This window comes from Aliidongia dinghuensis (genome assembly GCF_014643535.1).
GTDB lineage: Bacteria > Pseudomonadota > Alphaproteobacteria > ATCC43930 > CGMCC-115725 > Aliidongia > Aliidongia dinghuensis.
This window is the reverse complement of the sequence record NZ_BMJQ01000005.1, coordinates 109,303-130,237: the sequence shown is the minus strand read 5'-3', so window position 1 is coordinate 130,237 and position 20,935 is coordinate 109,303. Positions and strand designations below refer to the sequence as shown.

Annotated in this window: 18 protein-coding genes; 8 read left to right on the top strand and 10 right to left on the bottom strand. The window is 68.9% G+C overall.

Annotated elements, in window-relative coordinates:
* Nucleotides 1–1,854 (bottom strand): DNA mismatch repair endonuclease MutL, encoded by a 1,854-nt coding sequence (gene mutL / locus IEY58_RS11060; protein WP_189045618.1) that lies wholly within the window; start codon nt 1,852–1,854, stop codon nt 1–3.
* Nucleotides 1,855–1,914: 60 nt separating this feature from the next.
* Here mutL and IEY58_RS11055 point away from each other — a divergent pair, with 60 nt between their 5' ends.
* Complete coding sequence (locus IEY58_RS11055) at nt 1,915–2,589, top strand: HAD family hydrolase (protein ID WP_189045616.1); 675 nt, start codon at nt 1,915–1,917, stop codon at nt 2,587–2,589.
* Here IEY58_RS11055 and IEY58_RS11050 read toward each other — a convergent pair.
* From IEY58_RS11050 to ileS, 5 genes are all read right to left on the bottom strand, one after another.
* Nucleotides 2,576–3,157 (bottom strand): GNAT family N-acetyltransferase, encoded by a 582-nt coding sequence (locus IEY58_RS11050; protein ID WP_189045614.1) that lies wholly within the window; start codon nt 3,155–3,157, stop codon nt 2,576–2,578. The two genes, IEY58_RS11055 and IEY58_RS11050, sit on opposite strands and share 14 nt — an antisense overlap.
* A 5-nt stretch (nt 3,158–3,162) precedes the next feature.
* The gene (locus IEY58_RS11045; RefSeq protein ID WP_189045612.1) at nt 3,163–4,539 is read right to left on the bottom strand and encodes a M16 family metallopeptidase; all 1,377 of its coding nucleotides are present in this window, start codon (nt 4,537–4,539) and stop codon (nt 3,163–3,165) included.
* A complete protein-coding gene (locus tag IEY58_RS11040; protein ID WP_189045610.1) occupies nt 4,536–5,942 on the bottom strand; it encodes a M16 family metallopeptidase in 1,407 nt (468 codons plus the stop codon). Before IEY58_RS11040 ends, IEY58_RS11045 begins: the two co-directional genes overlap by 4 nt.
* A gap of 83 nt (nt 5,943–6,025) precedes the next feature.
* Nucleotides 6,026–6,622, bottom strand: coding sequence for a DUF3035 domain-containing protein (locus IEY58_RS11035; protein ID WP_189045608.1), 597 nt, complete (start codon nt 6,620–6,622; stop codon nt 6,026–6,028).
* Between the two features lie 198 nt (nt 6,623–6,820).
* On the bottom strand, nt 6,821–9,649 hold the full coding sequence (gene ileS / locus IEY58_RS11030; protein WP_189045606.1) for an isoleucine--tRNA ligase: 2,829 nt from the start codon (nt 9,647–9,649) through the stop codon (nt 6,821–6,823).
* Nucleotides 9,650–10,092: 443 nt separating this feature from the next.
* Here ileS and IEY58_RS11025 point away from each other — a divergent pair, with 443 nt between their 5' ends.
* The 4 genes from IEY58_RS11025 to IEY58_RS11010 are packed head-to-tail and all read left to right on the top strand — an operon-like array spanning nt 10,093 to nt 13,971.
* A complete protein-coding gene (locus IEY58_RS11025) occupies nt 10,093–11,121 on the top strand; it encodes a 2-aminoethylphosphonate ABC transporter substrate-binding protein (RefSeq protein WP_189045604.1) in 1,029 nt (342 codons plus the stop codon).
* 4 nt (nt 11,122–11,125) lie between these two features.
* On the top strand, nt 11,126–12,328 hold the full coding sequence (locus IEY58_RS11020) for an ABC transporter ATP-binding protein (RefSeq protein WP_229743653.1): 1,203 nt from the start codon (nt 11,126–11,128) through the stop codon (nt 12,326–12,328).
* Nucleotides 12,321–13,190: a 2-aminoethylphosphonate ABC transporter permease subunit gene (locus tag IEY58_RS11015; protein ID WP_189045602.1), complete on the top strand. Its 870-nt coding sequence runs from the start codon at nt 12,321–12,323 to the stop codon at nt 13,188–13,190. Before IEY58_RS11020 ends, IEY58_RS11015 begins: the two co-directional genes overlap by 8 nt.
* Nucleotides 13,174–13,971 (top strand): ABC transporter permease subunit, encoded by a 798-nt coding sequence (locus tag IEY58_RS11010; protein WP_189045600.1) that lies wholly within the window; start codon nt 13,174–13,176, stop codon nt 13,969–13,971. Before IEY58_RS11015 ends, IEY58_RS11010 begins: the two co-directional genes overlap by 17 nt.
* Before the next feature lie 21 nt (nt 13,972–13,992).
* Here IEY58_RS11010 and IEY58_RS11005 read toward each other — a convergent pair whose 3' ends face one another.
* Complete coding sequence (locus IEY58_RS11005; protein WP_189045598.1) at nt 13,993–15,117, bottom strand: cytochrome P450; 1,125 nt, start codon at nt 15,115–15,117, stop codon at nt 13,993–13,995.
* 355 nt (nt 15,118–15,472) lie between these two features.
* Here IEY58_RS11005 and IEY58_RS11000 point away from each other — a divergent pair, with 355 nt between their 5' ends.
* Together IEY58_RS11000 and phnX are read left to right on the top strand one after the other, a co-directional pair.
* Nucleotides 15,473–16,687 (top strand): cytochrome P450, encoded by a 1,215-nt coding sequence (locus tag IEY58_RS11000; RefSeq protein WP_189045596.1) that lies wholly within the window; start codon nt 15,473–15,475, stop codon nt 16,685–16,687.
* Between the two features lie 88 nt (nt 16,688–16,775).
* Nucleotides 16,776–17,594, top strand: a complete 819-nt coding sequence (gene phnX / locus IEY58_RS10995; RefSeq protein ID WP_189045594.1) for a phosphonoacetaldehyde hydrolase — start codon at nt 16,776–16,778, stop codon at nt 17,592–17,594.
* A gap of 10 nt (nt 17,595–17,604) precedes the next feature.
* On the opposite strand, the gene IEY58_RS10990 is transcribed toward phnX, so the two are convergent.
* Nucleotides 17,605–18,309 (bottom strand): MgtC/SapB family protein, encoded by a 705-nt coding sequence (locus tag IEY58_RS10990; RefSeq protein ID WP_189045593.1) that lies wholly within the window; start codon nt 18,307–18,309, stop codon nt 17,605–17,607.
* 103 nt (nt 18,310–18,412) lie between these two features.
* Nucleotides 18,413–19,594 carry a TIGR03364 family FAD-dependent oxidoreductase gene (locus IEY58_RS10985; protein WP_229743652.1) on the bottom strand — a complete coding sequence of 394 codons (1,182 nt, stop codon included), beginning with the start codon at nt 19,592–19,594 and terminating at the stop codon, nt 18,413–18,415.
* A gap of 152 nt (nt 19,595–19,746) precedes the next feature.
* Here IEY58_RS10985 and hisE point away from each other — a divergent pair, with 152 nt between their 5' ends.
* Complete coding sequence (hisE, locus tag IEY58_RS10980) at nt 19,747–20,070, top strand: phosphoribosyl-ATP diphosphatase (RefSeq protein ID WP_189045591.1); 324 nt, start codon at nt 19,747–19,749, stop codon at nt 20,068–20,070.
* 53 nt (nt 20,071–20,123) lie between these two features.
* Here the strand turns inward: hisE and IEY58_RS10975 are convergent, their stop codons facing one another.
* Nucleotides 20,124–20,921: a shikimate dehydrogenase family protein gene (locus tag IEY58_RS10975; RefSeq protein WP_189045589.1), complete on the bottom strand. Its 798-nt coding sequence runs from the start codon at nt 20,919–20,921 to the stop codon at nt 20,124–20,126.
* Nucleotides 20,922–20,935 lie beyond the last annotated feature (14 nt).

Below are 20,935 nucleotides of genomic sequence, written 5' to 3'. Positions count from 1 at the left end.
TCACCGCCGGCCGAACAGCCGTTCGATGTCGCCGAGCTTCAGCTCGACATAGGTCGGCCGGCCATGGTTGCACTGGCCGGAGTGGGGCGTCGCCTCCATCTGGCGCAGGAGCGCGTTCATCTCGGCCGGGTTCAGCCGGCGGCCGGCGCGTACGCTGCCGTGGCAGGCGAGCGTGCCGCACACCGCCTCGAGCCGTTCCTTGAGCGAGAGCGCGGCGCCGAACTCGGCCAGTTCCTCGGCGAGATCGCGCACCAGGCCCTTGACGTCGCAGTCGCCCAAGAGCGCCGGCACCTCGCGCACCACGACGGCGCCGGTGCCGAACGGCTCCAGCATCAGGCCGAGCTCGGCCAGTTCCTCGGCGCGGGCGCCCAGCCGGTCGGCCGACGCCTCGTCGAGCTCGACCACCTCGGGCAAGAGCAGCGCCTGGCGCTTGACGCCGCTCTCGGCCAATGCCGCCTTCATGCGCTCATAGACCAGCCGCTCGTGGGCGGCATGCTGGTCGACGATGACGATGCCCTCCGCCGTCTGCGCCACGATGTAGGTATCGTGCAGCTGCGCGCGGGCGGCGCCCAGCGGGAACTGCTCGAGGCCAGGCGCGGGCTCGGCGCCGACCGGCGCCTGCGGCAGTGCGCCCGGCGCGGCCTCCCTGGGCAGGGCGCCGCCGTCGAACAGGCTCGGCGCCGGCGCGTAAGCCGCGGCCACCGCCTCGGCGAGGCCGCTCGGATAGCTGGGCGCGCGGTAGGTGCCATAGGCGCCGTTCCAGGCGGGCGCCGGCATGGCCGGGGCGAAAGCCGGCCTGAGCGCGTCCAGCGTCGCGGCGGCGACCGTGGTCGACGCGCGATGGCCGGCGGCGTTGAGCGCATGCTTCAAGGCGCCGACGATGAGGCCGCGCACTAGCGCCGGGTCGCGGAAGCGCACCTCGGCCTTGGCCGGGTGCACGTTGACGTCGACCTCGCTCGAGGCCAAATCGACGAAGAGGGCCACCATCGGATGACGGTCGCCGGCGAGGAAATCCTGGTAGGCGCCGCGCACGGCGCCGGTCAGCAGCTTGTCGCGCACCGGCCGGCCGTTGACGAACAGATACTGCTCGCGCGCCGTCGCCCGGTTGAGCGTCGGCAATCCTGCAAAGCCGGTGAGCCTGACACCCTCGCGCAAGGATTCGATCGGCAGCGCATTGTCGGCGAAATCGCGGCCGAGCACGGCCGAGAGCCGGGCCAGCCGCTCCTCGACCGGATCGGCGAGCGGGGCGGCGGAAAGGCGCAGCATGGCGCGATCGTCGTCGGCCGTGACGGTGAAGGCAATCTCCGGATGCGCCATGGCGAGGCGCTTCACCGTATCGACCGCCTGGTCGCGCTCGGTGCGCGCGGTCTTCATGAACTTGAGCCGGGCCGGCGTCGCGTAAAACAGGTCGCGCACCTCGACCCGCGTGCCCTGGCCGAACGCCGCCGGCACCGGCCGGCCCTTGAGGCCGCCGTCGACCGTCAGGCTCCAGGCCTCGGCCGCCCCGCGCACCCGGCTGGTGAGTGTCAACCGCGCCACGGCGCCGATCGACGGCAGCGCTTCGCCGCGGAAGCCCAGGGTCTGGATCGCCATCAGGTCATCGTCCGGCAGCTTCGACGTGCAATGGCGGTCGACCGCCAGCACCAGGCCGTCCGGGTCCATGCCGATGCCGTCGTCGCTCACGACGATCAGGCTCTGCCCACCCTCGCGCAGGTTGACCTCGATATGGCCGGCGCCGGCGTCGATCGCGTTCTCGACCAGTTCCTTGACGGCTGACGCCGGGCGCTCGACCACCTCGCCCGCCGCGATGCGGTTGACGAGCACGGTTGGCAGCTGGCGGATCGGGTTCGACATGGCACTCGGCGGCTGGGCTTGCTAGAAACGGAAAGCTCGAACGAAGGGACACTATATATCGTGGCTGCGGCCCCCTCTACCCTCATCATCTTCGATTGCGACGGTGTGCTGGTCGATAGCGAGGTTCTGGCCTGCCAGGTCGAGATAGAAGTTCTGCACGGGCTCGGCCATCCGATTTCGCTCGCCGAATTCGCCCGGCGCGCCGTCGGCCGCAGCCGCAAGGACAATTGGGCGATGCTCGAGGCCCATTGGGGCCGGCCTCTGCCGGGAGATTACACCGAACAGGTGCAGGCGCGCCTGTTCGAACGGTTCCGCGCCGAATTGACGCCGGTCGCGGGCATGCCGGAGCTCGTCCGGCGGATCACGGGCAGCCGCTGCGTCGCGTCCTCGAGCCCGCCCGACCGGCTGGCGCTCACCTTGGCGCTGTGCGGCTACGCGCCGCTGTTCGAGGGCGCCGCCTTCAGCGCGGCCGAGGTCCGGGCCGGCAAGCCGGCGCCCGACCTGTTCCTGCACGCGGCGGCGCGGCGCGGCGCCGAGCCCCGGCACTGCGTCGTCGTCGAGGACAGCGTGCCGGGCATCCTCGCGGCCAAGGCCGCCGGCATGAGGGCGATCGGCTTCTGCGGCGGTGGCCATTGCGCGCCCGACCATGCGGCGAGCCTCCGCGCGGCTGGGGCGGACGAGATCGCGGCCGATGCGGCGGCGCTGGCCCGCCTGCTGGCGCTCAGCGCGTCTTGAGGTAGATCGTCCGGCTGCCTTGGTCGGTCGAAGGCACTTGGCGGAACCCCGCCGCCTCGAACATCGACGGCAGGCCCGTATAGGCGAAGGTGTCGACGGCCGGCCCGCCGCCGACCGGCCCCGCACCGACCGGATAGCCTTCGATCTCGCCGGCACCAAGCGTCCAGGCATGCTCGACCGCGGCCCCAAGCAGGCGAGAGGCGACGCCCTGCTTGCGATAGCCGCGCTTGATGAAGAAGCAGGGGATCGACCAGGTGGCGCCGCGGTTCAAGCGCTGCAGCTTGCGGGCACGCGCGAGCCGGCCGTAGTCGCCGTAAGGCGCCAGGTCGCACCAGCCGACCGGCTCAGCCCCATCGAACGCGAGCAGCCCATGGACCCGGCCGGCCTCGACCAGGGCCTGGAACCGCGCCCGGTTCACCGGCCCCTGCGCCGCCTTCCAGTCCTTGCCGCCCTTCTCGGCGCGCCACCACATGCACCAGCAGCCGGCACAGGCGCCGCGGGGCCCAAACAATTGCTCGATCAGCGGGAGGTCGTCGGGCCCGACCGGCCGGATCTCGAGCGCATCCATGGCTGTCAGTCCGTCGGATCGACGATCTGGTCCGGCGTGACACCTTGTGGATCGCCGACCACGACGAAGCCGAGCTTGGCCGGATCGATCACCGCCTTGGCGACGCGCTTGGCGTCGGCGAGCGTCACCTTCTCGATCAGGCCCTTGCGCCGATCGAAATAGTCGATCGGCAGGCCGTGGGTCTGGAAGAACAGCAGCCGCTCGGCGATCGACAGGGTCGAGTCGAGGCCGAGCGCGTACGCCCCCTCGAGATAGGTCTTGGCGTCCTTCAATTCCTGCTCGGTCGGCCCTTCGGCGGCGAAGCGCGCCCATTCCTGGCGGATGATCGCGACGGTCTCGCCGACCTTGGCGTTCTGGGTGCCGGCCTGGCCGAACAGCAGGGCGGTGTGATCGTAGTTCGAGAGGCCGGTGCCGATCGAATAGGCAAGCCCGCGCGTCTCGCGCACCGCATGCTCGAGGCGGGTCGAGAAAGTGCCGCCGCCCAGCACGTTGTTCAGCACCAGCAGCGTGTAATAGTCTTTGTCCGCAACAGCCAAGCCCGGCTGAGCGAACAGTACGGTCGACTGCGGCACCGGCTTCTTGACCAACAGCACCTGGCCGCCGGCGGTCGGCACCGCATCGGGCGGGCTCGCGGTTTCGGCCGAGGTCGCGGTTTCGGCCGAGGTCGCGGGCAGCGGGCCGAAGGTCTGGTCGAGCAGCGGCTTCAGCTCGTCGGGCGTCAGGTCGCCCACCACCGCGACCTTGAGCCGGTCGCGGCCGAAACGGTGCTCAACATAGGCATGGAGATCGTCCGCCATGATGCCGGCGACGGTCTTCGCCGTGCCCAGCACCGGCCGGCCGTAAGGATGGTCCGGGAAATTGCTGTGCCACCAGATCTTGGACGCGAGCGGGTTCGGTTCCTCGGCCCGGGCCGCGATCGCCTTCACGATCTGGTCGCGCACGCGGGCGATCGCCGGCGCATCGAAGCGCGGCCGGGTCAGCGACAGCCGCAGCAGGCCGAACACCTCGTCGCGATAGGGCGCCACGGTGCGCACCTGGCCCTGGAAGAAGTCCTGCGTCGGCTGGAACGAGATCGTGGACGACAGGTCCTCGAGCCGGCCCTGGAATGCCGCGGAATCGAGATCGCCGGCGCCCTCGTCCAGGGTCGAGGCGACGAATTCGGTCAAGCCTGTCTTGTCGGCCGGGTCGTTCGCGGCACCGGTGTGGAAGGCGTAGCTGAGGCTGATCACCTTCTGGCTATGATCCTCGACCAGCCACGCCTCGATGCCGCCCGGGCTCACGACCCGTTCGACCGTGACGGCCTGCGCCGGCCGAGCTGCGATGAGGGCGGCGAGCGCAAGCCCCGCGAGCGACCGGCCGATGAAGGCAAGACGGCGGCTCATCGGATCTGCTCCGGCAGGCTCTGGGGCGGCAGCGGCTTCTCCGGTCCGCCGGCACCCGGCTTCGCCGGCAGCAGGCGGGCGGTCACCGACGTCTTGCCCTCGAGCACCGCATGGGCGGCGGCATTGACCTCGTCGACCGTGACGGCGCCGATCCGGTCCGGCCAGGCGTCGAGATCGGCGAGGCTCGACCCGGTGGCGAGCGCCCGGCCGATGACGTTCGCCGGCTGCGACAGGCTGTCGTTGGCATAGAGGACTTCGTTCTTGAGCCGAGTCTTGGCGCGCTCGACCTCGTCGGCGGTGACGCCCTCGGCGACCGTCTTCGCGACGACCGCCTCGGCTGCTTCGGCCGCGGCATCGATCGGCGTGCCGACGCGCGGGCTCACATAGTAGCTGAACTTGCCGAGATCGAGCCGCTGCGGGTCATAGCTGGCGCCGGCGCCGGTCGCGATCTGCTGGTCGATGACCAGTGCCTTGTGCAGCCGGCTGTTGGCGCCGCCGCCCAGCACCTCGGCCAGCACCTCGAGCGCGTAGGCATATTGCGTCTCGCCGCTGTGGTAGCTCGGCGCCAGGTAGACCCGGCTCCACACCGGATTGCGCACCCGGGCACTCTTGAGCTCCACCGTCGTGTTGGCCTCGCGCTGCGGCTCGACCGGGCGGAGGCGCGCCGGCACCGCCTTGCGCGGGATGGGCCCGTAATATTGCTGGGCGAGCTTCTTCGCCGCCTCGACCGTGACATCCCCGGCGATGACCAGCACCGCATTGTTGGGCGCGTACCAGGTGTCGTAGAAGCGCCTCTCGTGGGCGAGGTCGAGCTTCGCCATCTCCTCGCTCCAGCCCAGCACCGGGATGCGGTAGGGATGGTTCAGGTAGAGCGCCGCCTCGATCTGCTGGTCGAGCGTGGCTGACGGCACATTGCCGATGCGCATGCGCCATTCCTCGAGGATGACCTGGCGCTCCGGCAGCAATTGCTCGTTGGTGATGACCAGATCGTGCATCCGGTCGGCCTCGAGCTTCATGACGAGCGGCAGGCGGTCGGACGCGACGGTCTGGTAGTAGGCGGTATAGTCCCAGCTGGTGAAGGCGTTCTCCTGGCCGCCGTTGCGCGCGACGATCTCGGAGAACTCCTTGGGCTTGAGATTCTTGGTGCCCTTGAACATGAGATGTTCGAGGAAATGCGCGACACCCGACCAGCCGCGCTCCTCGTCGGCGGATCCCACCTTGTACCAGACCATCTGGGTGACGTTGGGCGCGCGGTGGTTCGGCACGACCACGACCTCGAGCCCGTTCGGCAGCGCGAACTCGCTCTCGCCGAACAGCGGTGCGGCCTGACCGGCGCGCGGAAACATGCCGAGCAGGGCGACGGCTACGGCCGTCGCGAGGATGGAGCCTGCGGTGCGGCGCATCGGGACCTGCCTTTCGACGGCGTGCACCCGGCGGACGCATGTCGTCCGCCGGCCGCCCCGCCCCGGTATTGAACGATCCAGGCTTAGAAAAGGCCTTCGAGCCAAGCGCGCTGCTTGCGCTCGATCTGCGGCGTGTCGCCGACCGAGGCCGGCTTGCCAAGCGCCGCGTTCTCGCGCAGGCGCTGCGATTCACGCTGCGCATCGACCGCTTCGCCGGGCGGCGTCGGGTCGCGCCAGAACAGCAGGCTGTCGACGAAGCCCGGGCCGTTGTCGGCGTTGAGCTGGGCGGTTTCCTTGTCGACCTGCTGGCGGATCGACGGATCGACGCTGCCGGCGCCGGCCTTGGCGACCAGGGCCTGCTCGCCAGCGCTGAGCGGTACGCCGTTCGCGCCGGTCGTGGCAGCCACAGCGAGCGACGCCGTCGACGGCTTCGTATCCGCGAGGCGGAACACCGTCTGGCGACCGGCCTGGGCCGCGGTCTCCGACGGCGGCTTGTCCGACGGGCTGCGCGGCGGGCGCAGATTGAAATCGGGCGGCATGGTGAGCGGCGATCCCGCCACGACGGCGAATTCGTCAGGCGGGGCCTTGTCGATGCCGAGCGCCTTGCGCGTGTCACTGCAGCCGCTGAGCCCGATCACGAGGAGGGCGAGCGTGGTGCCAAGATATGCCGTTCTTTTCATGCCGATCCAACCTGAGGGACGCGTTTATTTACGCGACTTGCGCAGCCGCGGCAAGCTGTCGCCGCGCCGCACGCCGCATGATGATGTCCGCAGGGTTCCGCGTTCGGCGCAAGCCGCTGGCATCGCACGCTCTTCCCCTCTCCGCCCCATTGGGGCGGAGAGGCAGGGCGAGAGGTGGGGAACGCCCGAATACGCCGGTCAGGCGTGGTGATGATCGACCGCGTCGGCGCAGCGATGGCACAGGTCCGGGTGCGCCGCGACCGTCGTCACTTCCGGCAGCACCCGCCAGCAGCGCTGGCATTTCTCGCCCGGCGCCAGGCCGACCGTGACCGCGATGCCGGGCACGTCGGCCATGGTGAAGGCGCCGTCGGGTACCGGCGCCAGGCTCAGTGTTGCCTCGGACACGATGCAGATCTCGGCGAGATCGAGACCGCTCAGCACCTCGTCGCTGTCGACGAACAGCGTGACGGAGGCCTGCAGGCTCGAGCCCAGGCGCTTTGCCGCGCGTTCGAGCTCGATCGCGCCGGTCACGACGCGGCGCAGGTCGCGGATCCTCGACCAGCGCTCAGCGAGGTCCGGCGCGATCCAGGCGTCCGGCAGGGTCGGGAAGACCTCGAGATGCACGCTCGTGTCGGGTGCTGAACCATGGCGCGCGAGCCAGGCCTCCTCGGCCGTGAAGCACAGGATCGGCGCCAGCCATTTCGCCAGGCAGTCGAACACCAGGTCCATGACCGTGCGCACGGCGCGGCGGCGCGGATCGTCCGGCCGGTCGCAATAGAGCGCGTCCTTGCGGATGTCGAAATAGAACGCCGAGAGATCGACCGAGCAGAACTGGTGCAGCTCGACATACATGCGATGGAAGTCGAAGGCGTCCGTCGCCTCGCGCATGACGATGTCGAGTTCTTTCAGGCGATGCAGCACCCAGCGCTCGAGCTCCGGCATCTTCGCGGGGTCGATCCGCTCCTCGGCCGAGAAGCCCGAGAGCGCACCCAGGAGATAGCGCAGCGTGTTGCGGAGCCGCCGATAGACGTCGACCTGATATCCCAGGATCTGCTTGCCGATCCGGAGATCCTCGTAATAGTCCGACGCCACGACCCAGAGCCGGAGGATGTCGGCGCCCGAGCCCTCGATCACGTCCTGGGGGGCGGTGATGTTGCCCAAGGACTTCGACATCTTGCGGCCCTGCTCGTCGAGCACGAAGCCATGGGTCAGGACCGCGTCGTAGGGCGCCCGGCCGCGCGTGCCGCAGCTCTCGAGCAGGGACGAATGGAACCAGCCGCGATGCTGGTCCGAGCCCTCGAGATAGAGCGAGGCCGGCCACATGAGGTCGGGTCGCTGCTCCAGCACGAAGGAATGGGTCGAGCCCGAGTCGAACCAGACGTCGACGATGTCGGTGACCTTTTCGTAGTCGCCCGGATTGTAGTCGTTGCCGAGGAAGCGCGCGGCCGGCGCCGTGAACCAGACGTCCGCCCCCTCGTCCTCGACCGCGGCGGCGATCCGGTCGACCACGCGCTGGTCGCGCAGCGGCTGGCGCGTCTTCTTGTCGACGAAGATCGCGATCGGCACGCCCCAGGCGCGCTGGCGCGAGATACACCAGTCCGGCCGGCTCTCGATCATGGAGCGGATGCGGTTCTCGCCCTGCGGCGGGACCCAGCGCGTGTCCGAGATCGCCTGGAGGGCGACCTGGCGCAGGTCGTTCGTCTCCATCGAGATGAACCACTGCGGCGTGGTGCGGAAGATGAGCGGCGCCTTGGACCGCCAGGAGTGCGGATAGGAATGCACGAGCGAGCCAGCCGCGAGCAGGCCGCCCGCGGCGTCGAGCGCCTCGATCACCGCCGGGTTGGCGTCGCCCGGCTTGCCGTAGGGCGTATAGACGCGCTTGCCGGCGAACAGCGGCACACGATCGACGTAGCTGCCGTCGGCGGCAACCGTCTCCGTCACGCCGATGCCGTGGGCCTGGCTCAGGAGGAAGTCGTCCTCGCCATGGCCCGGCGCGATATGGACGAAGCCGGTGCCGGCGTCGGTCGTGACGAACCCGCCCGGCAGGAGCGGCACGTCGAAGTCATAGCCCTGGCCGCGCAGCGGATGGGCCGTGAGCGTGCCGGCAAGCTCGCTGCCCGGCAAGGTCGCGAGCACGGTCCAGCCGGTGATGCCGACTTCCTTCGCGACCGGCTCGACGAGGGCGGCGCCCAGCACCAGCGTCTCGCCGACCCCGGCTTTGCTGCCGTCCGCCACCGCGTCGACGCGCACGACCGCATAGTCGAAGTCGGCGCCATAGGCCACCGCCCGGTTGCCCGGCATGGTCCACGGCGTCGTCGTCCAGATCACGACCGAGGCGCCGGCCAAGGCCGGCACCGACGGCGTCACGACCTTGAAGCGGACATGGATCGTGCGCGAGGTATGGTCCTGGTACTCGACCTCGGCCTCGGCCAGGGCCGTCTGCTCGACGACCGACCAGAGCACGGGCTTCGCCCCCTGGAACAACCCGCCGTTCATCAGGAACTTGCCGATCTCGCGCACGATCTGCGCCTCGGCGGCATAGGCCATGGTGAGGTAGGGATTGTCCCAGTCGCCCATGACGCCCAGGCGCTTGAACTCGGTGCGCTGCACGTCGACCCAGTGCTCGGCGAACGCACGGCATTCGCGGCGGAACTGGTCGATCGGCACGTCGTCCTTGTTCTGCTTGGCCGCCCGGTATTTCTCCTCAATCTTCCATTCGATCGGCAGGCCATGGCAGTCCCAGCCCGGGACATAGACCGAATCCTTGCCCAGCATCTGCTGGCTGCGCACGACGATGTCCTTGAGGATCTTGTTGAGCGCGTGGCCCATGTGCAGGTTGCCGTTGGCATAGGGCGGGCCGTCGTGCAGCACGAATTTCTCGCGGCCCTTGGACTTGGCGCGGATCCGCTCGTAGAGCCCGGTCCGGGCCCAGCGCTCGAGCAGGCCCGGCTCGCGCTTCGGCAGCTCGGCCTTCATCGGGAAATCGGTCTGCGGCAGGAAGACGGTCGGTCGGTAATCGACGGCCATAGCAATAATCATCCGGATGCTTGGGCCGCCCGCTTCGTCGCGCTCGAGGGCGCAGCACCTAGTCGAACGGCCAGAATAGAATTACGCGAGCCGGCAAAGGCACCGGCGCGAGACGAACGTTCCCGGCCCCTCGGGTCAAGGAGCCGGGCGGATAATTCGCGCGGAAAACGCGGCCGATTTCATCGTCATCGCCATGGCCGAGACCATAGGGGAGCGCCGCCCGCGCCGTCAACTCGCCGGACGTGCCCGCCGGGCTGGTCTGCAGCAGCCGGTGTGATATCGTTTACAACGAGGTGCCGCCGGGCTCGGCTGCTCCTGATTGCGACAACGCGCCTACCTATCCAATTGCGATTATTGGCGGCGGCCAGATCAGGCCGAAGCTGTCACGCCACGGTCATATCGAAAGACTAGTGTGCCGGCTCTGCTGTTGGGAGGGACCGAACATGTCGATCAAGAAGCTTGCCGCCGTCGGGCTGGGGCTCGCGGTTCTTGCTGCCGCGCCGGCCTGGGCCGCGGACGTCGTGACGATCTATAGCGCCGACGGCCTGCATGACGGCACGCCGAACTGGTACCAGAACCAGTTCGACGCCTTCACCAAGGCGACCGGCGTCAAGGTGCAGTATGTCGAGGGCGGCTCGGGCGGCGTCGTCGAGCGCGTCGCCAAGGAAGCGACCAATCCGCAGGCCGACGTGCTGGTCACCCTGCCGCCGTTCATCCAGAAGGCCGCGGCCGACGGGCTGCTGCAGCCCTATACGCCGGCCGGTGCCGACCAGGTGGCGCCCGAGCAGAAGGACCCGAAGGGCCTCTATCTGGCGCTCGTGAACAACTACATGAACTTCATCTATAACCAAGCGGTCCTCAAGAACCCGCCGGTGTTCTTCACCGACCTCACGGACCCGAAGTTCAAGGGCAAGATCCAATACTCGACGCCCGGCCAGGCCGGCGACGGCACCGCCGTCATGATCGAGGTGTTCCACGCGTTCGGCAGCAAGGACGCGGGCTTCGAGTTCCTGCAGAAGCTGCAGGAGAACAACGTCGGCCCGTCGGCGTCGACCGGCAAGCTGACGGCGCTCGTCAACAAGGGCGAGCTGCATGTCGCCAACGGCGACCTGCAGATGAACATCGCGCAGATGAAGCAGAACCCGAACATCCGCGTGTTCTTCCCGACCGGCCCGAACGGCAAGCGCTCGACCTTCGCGCTGCCCTACTATGTCGGCCTGGTCAAGGGCGCGCCCAACGCCGCCGCCGGCAAGAAGCTCATCGACTTCCTCTTGTCGAAGGAGGCGCAGTCGACGGTGACCTCGGTCGCCCAAGGCCTGCCGGTGCGCAAGGACGTGACGCCGACCGACGAGTCCTACAAGAACCTGCACAAGACGCTGGAAGGCGTCGAGGTCTGGACGCCGGACTGGGCGCAGGTGCTGGCCGACCTGCCGACCGACGTCGCCAAGTGGCACCAGGTCACGGGCAGCTAAAACCATGAGCGACGCGGCCATGAACACCGAGGCATCCCGCAACGGCGCCATGGCCGCGTCATCCCCCTCGCCGACGGCCCCCTCGTCAGGCGTCCGAGCGGTCGGCGGCGAGGGCATCACGTTCGAGGGCGTCACCGTCGCCTACAAGGGCACGGTGGTGCTCGAGAATTTCTCGCTGCAGGTCCGGCAAGGCGAGATCATGGCGCTGATCGGGCCGTCGGGCTCGGGCAAGACCACCGCGTTGCGCGCGGTCGCGGGCTTCGTCCGGCCGGCCGCCGGCCGGGTGCGGATCGGCGAGACCGATGTTACGAACCTGGCCCCCTATGCCCGCGGCATCGGCATGGTCGTGCAGAACTACGCGCTCTTCCCGCATATGCGGATCGAGGACAATGTCGCCTTCGGCCTCAAGGCCCAGAGGGCATCGGCCGCCCTCATCGCCGAGCGGGTCGAGGAATGCTTGCGCCTCGTCGGCATGAGCGGCTATCGCGGCCGCTTCCCGCGCGAGCTCTCGGGCGGGCAACAGCAGCGCGTTGCGATCGCGCGGGCACTCGCCATCCAGCCGCGCGTGCTGCTGCTGGACGAGCCCTTGTCGGCGCTCGACGCGCAGATCCGCCGCTCGATGGTCGAGGAGCTGGCGAAGCTGCACCGCGACCTGCCGAACCTGACCGTGCTCTATGTGACGCACGATCAGAGCGAAGCGCTGACGCTCGCCGACCGCATCGCCATCATGAAGGACGGGCGGCTCTCGGCCTTCGGCCCGTCGACCGAGCTTTACGGCCGGCCGCCCAACCGGTTCACCGCCGAGTTCCTGGGCCGTGCCAACCTGCTGCCGGTCAGGATCGAGGGCCCGGCCGACGCCGGACCGATGGGCGATGACCTGGTGCGCGTGCGCTTCTGCTCGAGCGAGTGGCTGGTGCCGGCCCATCCGAGCCTGGCCTCGGGATCCCAGTGCCTGGTGTGCATCCGCCCGCACCACCTCAAACCTGCCGAAGACCATCACGGCGGCAACCGGCTCCAGGCCGCGGTCACCGCCGTGCAATGGCAGGGCGACCATCATGCGATCACGCTCGAGTGCGCGGGCAACGCGCTGCGCCTCGTCTCGCCGCCGCTCAGGGAGCCGCCGGTCCCAGGCATGCCGCTCGACCTGGGCTTCGCCGCGATCGATGCGACCTTGATCGCCGACGAGGCGGGTGTCGGCCATGGCTGAGACAGTCCAGGCGGCGGCCCGTCCGATGGACACCGGCCGGCTCTGGGTGCTGCCGCCGCTCCTGGTACTGGCCGGGCTGTTCTTCTATCCCCTGTCGCTCATCGCTAGCCAGGCGCTGACCGGCGACGCCGGCCCCGCCTCCTTCGCGCATTTCGCCGAAGTGTTCCGCTCGCAGCTGTTCCTGGGCGCCCTCTGGCACACGGTCGAGATCGCGGTCGCAGCGAGCGCCGGCTGCCTCGTCCTGGGTTTCGCGGTGGCACTCGTCATCGCCTTCGTGCCGTTCCCGGGTGCGCGCGAGGTGGCGCGCGCCATCGACACGTTCATCGCACTGCCGACCTTCCTCGCCGCCCTCGCCTTCACCTTCATCTACGGCTCGGCCGGCGTGGTGAACGGCGCGCTCATCGATCTCTTCCACCTCGAGACGCCGCCGGTCGATTTCCTCTATTCGCCCTGGGGCGTGATATTGGCCGAGGTCACGGTCTACACGCCCTTCGTGCTGCGCCCGCTCCTGGCCGCCTTCTCGCTCATCGACATCGCGCAGATCGAAGTGGCGAGCAGCCTCGGCGCCCGGGCGCCGCGCATCATCCGCGAGATCATCCTGCCGGCGGCACTGCCGGCGTTGCTCGCGGGCGGCAGCCTGTGCCTGCTCTTGACGGTCAACGAGTTCGGCATCGTGCTGTTCATCGGCGCCAAGGGCGTCATCACCTTGCCGCTCCTGGTCTACGACAAGGCGATCCAGGAGTTCGACTATACCGCCGCCTGCGTCATCGCCATCATTAACGTCGCGCTGTCGCTGTCGCTCTACATGCTTTACCGCACGACCATCGCCCGCTTCGGAGGCCGCAATGCTGGTGTGGTCTAAGTCCGGCCGCTGGTTCGCCTGGGGCGTCGCGGCGGCGCTCATCGGCATGGTCTATGTGGCGCCGCTCGCCGTCATCCTGGCCGCAAGCTTTGCCGGTCAATGGAACGACGTGCTGCCGAGCCAGCCCACGGTCGAGCATTACCTGGAGGCGGTCACCGGTGCCTCGGGCGAGGCGCTTTGGACCAGCATCGTCACCGGCTTCGTCGCAAGCGCGCTCGCCTTGCTCACCGGTACTTGGGCGGCCTTGGCGCTCCGCCAATTCTCGGGCGTGCCGCGCCGCCTGCTCGACCTGCTGTTCTTCGTGCCGAGCGCCGTGCCGTCGGTCTCGGTCGGCCTGGGATTGCTTGTCGCGTTCAGCCGTCCGCCGATCCTGCTGAACGGCACCAGCACGATCGTGTTCGTGGCCCACCTGATCCTGGTCTCAGCCTTCACCTACGGCAATGTCTCGGCGGGCTTGGCGCGCCTCTCGCCCGACCTGGAGCAGGTGGCGGAGAGCCTGGGCGCCCGGCCGTTCTACCGCCTGCGCCACGTGACCCTGCCCCTGCTCATGCCGCACTTGATCGCCGCGTTCTCCTTAAGCTTCGCCCTGTCGATGGGTGAATTGGGTGCCACGGTGATGATCTATCCGCCCGGCTGGGTGACACTGCCGGTCAATATTTTCGCGCTCACCGACCGCGGCGACGTGTTCGAGGGTGCCGCCCTCACCATGCTGCTGATCCTGACCACGCTCGCCGTGCTGATCGGCCTGTCGCGCATTCCGACCAAGGCCGCGCCGCGCTGAAGCCGCGGCGTCGGGCACGGTTCAGCGCGGGCTCAACTCGAGCGCAAACGGTGGCGGCGCCAGTGCCGCGCCGATGAACGGGCGGTCGCCGGTCGCGTGCACCGCGAACCGGAAATCCGCCATCAGCGGTGCCAGGAAGGCGTCGACGATCTGCAGGGTAAGCGCGGTCGCGACGCAGCCGTGCGGGCCTGCGCCGAACGGCAGCCAGGCGAACCAGTCCTGGTTCGCCGCCCAACGCTCCGGCAGGAACCGGTTCGGATCCGTCCAATATTGCGGATTGCGGTGAATGGCGTAGGGCGAGACGACGACCCAGTCCTCGGGCGTCACCGCAACGCCGGCGAGCCGGTGCGCGTGCGCCGGACGCTTCGCCAGCATCCAGGCGATCGGGAACAGCCTCAACGCCTCGCTCACGATCCACGCCGGCGGCGTTCCTTGTTCGCCATGCCGGCCGAGCAGATAGACCGACCAGCCGAGCGCGAAGCCGACGGAACCGACGATCGCGAAGACGAACGAGACGAACACCTCGAGCAACTGGGCCGTGGGCGTCGCCGCCGGGGCCGAGGTCACGACGACGTCGAAAATGTCCTGCGCCTCGTCGGCGGCCCGGTCGCGCGCCTCCGTTCTCTCACGCTCGAACGCGCGCAGCAGCCTGTACCGGAACCAGGCACGCCCGAGCTTCGAATGCCGGCCCTTGGCGCCGGCCAGGACCGCCCGGTCCACGATCGCCCGTACGATGCCCCTGAATCGCTCGGACCGGGCGGGACCGGCGATCATGCCGGCCATCAGGCGATAGACCAGCTCGTTGCCGGCATCGGGCCAGAGGCTCCGCGGTGCCGCAACGCTCTCCAGGAGCTCGCGCGTCGACGGGATCGACTTCAGATGCGCCTTGAGCAGCGAACGCGCCTTGCTGCCGACCTGGATCTGCGCCGCGCGCGGCCCGAAGGTGCCCGCCTTGGTATCGAAGAAGTCGGCGCTCTCCCGATAGAGGCCTTGCTTGTTGCCAAGAATATCCCGACCCAAGCCGGCATCCGCGATGCAGAGCTGTCGCCGCGGCAGCCACGCCACGTTGTTCGCAGTCGGAAACAGCGTGTCCAGATACGCCAGCGGATCCAGCCCGAAGCTGGCGGCGTCGACTACACCGGACAAGGCAGGCCCCTTGGGCGCATGGCGAGCTCCTTCCTCTTGGGCCTCAGCGCCTCATGCATCGGGGCCGACGTATCGGAACCTCCATACAACGCAAGGGTGTTAAATCAATACAAGAAAAGTAATTTTTCTTAAATTTTATGGTTGCGACGAGTCTCGTGGTTGTGATCGAGTTTTCGCACCACCATAGGGAGGTACAGATGACGAAGCTCTATCGCGCGATCAAGGCTGCTCTGGCTGTCCGTACGACCGATGAGCCCTATCACTGGTACCAATACTCCAACCTCTGATTGCCAAAGGCGGGGCGGGCGGCCAGTACGCCCGCCTCGTCGCTGACCCTCCAGGTCATCGCGGAAGAATGGCGGAAGAAGCCCATATCATCGAGCAGCTAAGGGCGAGGATCGGCACGGAGGGCCGTACGTTCTGGGTCGCGCCCGACAAGTTCGGGGTGTTCGATCCGCAGGCGGTCGTCGAAGTAAACGCCAAGAATTTCGCGAACCGCATGTTGCCGGACAAGCTGTCGGACGTTGTGCGACGCCGATCCGGAACCCCGGTTTCCTGGGACAGCGTGAGGGCCGCGTTTCTTGGCCGGATGCGGCACCTGGCCGGCGCCGACGGTCTCGCCGCGCTCTACGACGAGATGGCCCGCCTGATCGACGAGCGGTCTGGACGGACCATCGATCTGACCTGGGCGGCGCAGGAAATCTTCTCTCAGTCGCTCATTCCGACCGTCACGGCCGGCCTTCGCCCCGCCGATCGCCGCGCGGTGCTCCGCGACCAGCGGATGAAGCTCGTCAAGCTGCTTGCCGCCAAGCCGACCGACCAGTCGCTCGCCGGCCGCCTGCGCGAAGCCTGGATCCAGATCGTCGCCGGCTCGGCGATCCGCCGCGAGCTGCGCGCCCGGGCGATGAAGCGCGCGGCGCGGCAGTCGGATCTGGCCGATGCCGTCGTCGACCTGCTGCCGGCATTGGGCATCGACCGGGCGGTCGACGCCGTCACCACCGTGCTGACGGCGATCGCCGGCCCGCCTGGGTCGGTCGCCGCCTGCCTGCTGTTCGAGCTGCTGCGGCGCCCCGATTGGTCGGCGCGGATCGGCCAGGAACTGCAGGCGGTCGAGCTGGCGCAGCTCTGGGCCTCGCCCAGCCGGGCGGCGCCGCTGACCTACCGCTTCGTCAAGGAATGCCTGCGGATGTGGAGCCCGCCGCTGCTGATGACGCGGCCGGTCCGCACGAAATTCTCGTACGGCGAGGCGGTGCTCGATCTCGGCCAGTCCTATCTGCTCAGCCCCTATCTCATTCATCACGACCCGACGATCTGGCAGGATCCCGAGCGCTTCGATCCGGACCGCTGGCTTGCCTCGGACGAGGCGGCCGCAGCAGGCTACGTGCCGTTCGGCTGGGCCCCGCGCGGCTGCATCGGCGCGAATTTGGGCCTGTCCCAGCTCATCCTGTTCTGCCACCTGATCAACACCCGCTACCGCGTCGATCCGGCCGCGCCGGATCGCGCCGTGATGGCGTTCGGCGCTGTCGCCATTCCGGAGAACTTCCGCGGCGCGATAACCCGGCGGGCCTAGCCGAGCGCATCCGGCGAATACCGCCGGCATGGCGGATGTGGTATGGGTCGGGCGCGAAGGGCCGCCTCGGCCCGAAAGGAGCCGGACCATGGCGCGATCCTACAGCGGCAAGATCGAGGCGGTGGTGTTCGACTGGGCCGGCACGATCGTCGACTATGGCAGCCGGGCGCCGATGGGCGTGTTCGTCGAGGTGTTCAAGCGCTTCGGCGTCGAGATCTCGGTCGCCGAAGCCAGAGCACCGATGGGCCTGCCGAAATGGCATCATATCCAGGCGGTCGGCCAGCAGCCCGCCGTGGCCGAGCGCTGGCGCCAGGCGCATGGGCGCGACTTCACGGATGCCGATGTCGACCGGATCTACGAAGTGTTCACGCCCATGAACGTCGAGGTCGTACCGCAATTCGCCGACATCATTCCGGGGGCGATCGAGACCGTCGCAGCACTCCGGGCGCGCGGGCTCAAGATCGGCTCCACGACCGGCTACAACCGGCCGATCATGGACGTGCTGGCGCCGCTCGCGGCCACGGCCGGCTATGTGCCGGACAACATGGTTTGCGCCGGCGACCTCAAGGAGGGCCGGCCGAGCCCGCTTATGATGTATCGCTGCTTCGCCGAGCTCGGCATCTGGTCGCCGGCCGCCGTGGTCAAGGTCGACGACACGCTGCCCGGCATCGAGGAGGGCCTGAACGCTGGCACCTGGACGGTCGGGCTCTCGGTCAGCGGCAATGCCCTGGGCCTGTCGGCGGCCGAGGTCGCAGCCCTGCCGCCTGAGGAATTCGCCCGGCGCCGGGCCGCGGCCGCGCGCGAGCTTGCCCATGGCGGTGCCCATTACGTGATCGACAGCGTCGCCGACCTTCTGCCGGTGCTCGACATGATCGAGGGCCGCATGACGCGCGGCGAGCAGCCCTAATCAGGCCCCCTTAATCCGATAGGCCACGGTCGTTCGGTGCCACCTGCCATTTGGCGGCGCTGACCGAGGGCTCGAGGCTGGCGCGGCTCACGATCGCCTCCATCTTGGCATCCTCGCGGTGCGGCGCGATCACGGTCGCCGCGATCTCGATCTCGCCCGTATCGAGTGCCGTGCTCTTCACCTGCTGCAGGCCCAGGTGGCCCTGGCCCAGCGCATCGATCAGGCCGGCCCGGAGCCGCGCCTCGTCCGCCTTGGCCGCCACCACCTTGATGACGTAGCGCTGCTCGACCTCCCAGCCTGGGCCGGTGTAGCGGTTGATGACGCCGACCAGCGGCCGCATGATCAGGTTGGTGACGGTGACGAACACGGCGAAGACCACCGATTCGACCATCATGCCGCCGCCGGCGAACATGCCGACGGCCGCCGAGCACCAGAGGGTCGCGGCCGTGTTGAGGCCGTGGACGGTGATGCCCTCGTGCATGATCACGCCGGCGCCAAGGAAGCCGATGCCGGTCACGACCTGGCCGGCCATGCGCGTCGCGTCGCCCATCGGCGTCAGCCGATAGGCGAACATCACGAAGGCGGACGCCCCGATCGAGACCAGCACGTTGGTGCGCAGGCCCGCCATCTTCTGGCGCCATTGCCGCTCGAAACCGATGAGCCCGCCGCACAGCAGCGCCACCAGCAGGCGAAAGAACGCGTCGTCGAGGTTCATGATGGGAGATTCATGCCGGATCCGCTTGGGAACGACTGCTCATTCCCTAGCGCGCTGCCCGGCCGCCGCCAAGAGGTCTCGCACCGTATTCAACCCTAAGGGCTCAACCGCAGAGATCGGCGATCACTTCCTCGGCGAAGGCGAAGCCCGTGCTCATGCCGGCGCCGCAGGTCACCATGGCGACGCGCACGTCCGGCGCCGGCGTGTCGAAGAAGGCCGGCGTGTCGTTGTCCGCCGACGGATAGACGCCGGTCCAGCGCTCGATCACCTGATCGGAGGCTAGGGCCAGCGTTTCCCGGGCATGGCGCACGATCAGCTCGTCGACGTGGGTCGGCGCGAACGGATCGGGCGTTGCCGCGTAGTGGTGCGAATCGCCGACCACGAGCGAGCCGTCGGCGCTCTCGACCACGATCAGATGGATGCCGTTCGCCAGCGTCTCGGGCTCGCGCTCGGCGATCCGCGCACGCAGTGCCGCGACACTGGGGCAACCGTCGAAGCCCAGATAACGGCCGAAGCTCAGGTCCATCATGACCGAGGCGCCGAGCCGCCAGCCCGGCCCCTGCGGCGCCAGGCGCAGCATGTGCAGCTTGCAGAGCGTCGGTCGGTACTTAGCGATCGTCTCCGGGAACAAGGTCACGAGATCGGGGCCGGGGCAGACGACGGCGCGGGCAGCGCGCACGGTGCCGCGGCTGGTCTCGATCGCCGGCGGCGCCACCCCGTGGACCGCGGCATTGCGCAGGAAGGTGACGCCGTGCGCCGTCTCGAGCCAGCGTGCGATCGCCGGCACCGCCGTGCGCGGCTCGACGCGGAGCTCGTGCGGACTCCAGAGGAAGCCCCGGACGCCGTCGCGGCGGGCGACCGGCAGCTTGTCGTCGAGGGCGGACGGCGGCAGCAGCGCGCAGCCCTCGCCCATCTCGCCCTGGGCGAACTCGCGCGCAACGGCCAATGCCTCGTCGCTGCGCGCGATGAGTGCCGTGCCGCGATGAATGACGGGGATGCCGGCGGGGCCGACGATCTCGTCCCACACGTCGCGCGCCCGGCGTGCCCGCTGCCACATGGCGCCCGCCTGCTGGCCGGTCACGGTGATGAAGCCGAAATTGCGCACCGAGGCGCCGTTCGCCTGGGCATCGCGGTCGATGACGACGACCCTGAGGCCGCGCCGGGCTGCCGCCAGTGCATGGCCGAGGCCGATGATGCCGGCGCCGACGATGGCGAGGTCGAAGGACGGATCGGACGGCAGGGCGGCAGGCATGGCGGAGGCCTTGAGGATCGGAGATGCGCCCATCTGTCTAGCACGAATCCGATGTCGCTTTTACCAGCCGCGTGGCACTCGCCTGCCGGATCGCTAGACCAATCGCTTGATTGATCCGTCTTGCGACGCGAGCCCGCTCCGACCCTACTAACCCCAGGACGAGTTCGACCCTTGGAGGCCTCGCGATGAGCGATCCGATCGACCGGCTCTATGCCGCCGTGCACGCGCTCAAAGGGGCTGCCGCCGGCGCGTCGCGGACCGCCAAGCTGCTTGCGACCGGCACGCCCAAGATCGCCCAGAAGCTGGGCGAGGAGGCCGTGGAGGTGGCGATCGACGCCGCCCTCGGCAACCGCCACGGCGTCGTCATGGAGAGCTGCGACCTGCTCTATCACCTGGCCGTGCTCTGGGCCCATCTCGACATCGAGCCCGCGGTTATCTGGGCCGAGCTCGAGCGGCGTGAGCGGATGATGGGCATCGCCGAAAAGCTGCCGAAGCCGCCGGCGGTTTGAGCGGCGCCGGCCCTGGGCCCCTTACCCTCTCCCGCTTGCGCGGTAGAGCGTACTTACGGCCGCGGAATGGCGAAGAAATCGAGCACGAACGGCGCCTGGTAGTCGAGCATGCGCTCGCCCAGCACGACCGGGTTGCCCTGGGCCCGGGCGAGCGTGAGAAGCCGCGTCTCGCGCGGCTTCATGATGACTTCGGCAACGAGTGCCTCGGGATCGACGCGCGTCACATCGAACGGCAGCGGATCGTCCGGCCGCATGCCGAGCGGCGTCGCGTTGATCGCGATCGGAAAGCCCGCCGGATCGGACGAGGCTGCGACGCGGGCCGGCCGGCCGTCGGTGCGGAGCCGGGCGACGAGCGCTTCCGCCCGCGCCGGGTCAACGTCGAACACCGTGATCTCGCCGCAGCGGTGCTCCGCCAGCGCAAACGCGATCGCCGCCCCGGCGCCGCCGGCGCCGACCAGCAGCACATGCTGATCGGCGACATCGTGGCCGGCCGTGCGCAGACCCTCGGCGAAGCCCAGGCCGTCGACCATCTCGCCGATCCAGCCGCCTTCCGCCCGGCGCTTGATGAGGTTGACGGCACCCGAGCGCGCCGCCATCGGGGCCAATTCCGCCAGGAGCGGCAGGATCGCGATCTTGTGCGGCACGGTCACGATCAGCCCGTCGAGATTGGCCAGGCGATGGAAACCGTCGAGCGCCGCCGCGAGATCGGCCGGGCCGACCTGGAACGCGACCATGCGCGCATCGAGCCCGGCCTCGGCGAACAGCCGGTTGAACACCATGGGTGCGCGCACCTGGGCGACCGGTTCGCCCATGATGGCGTAAAGCCGGGTCTGGCCGGTGATCTCCGACAATTGTTAACTCCGCT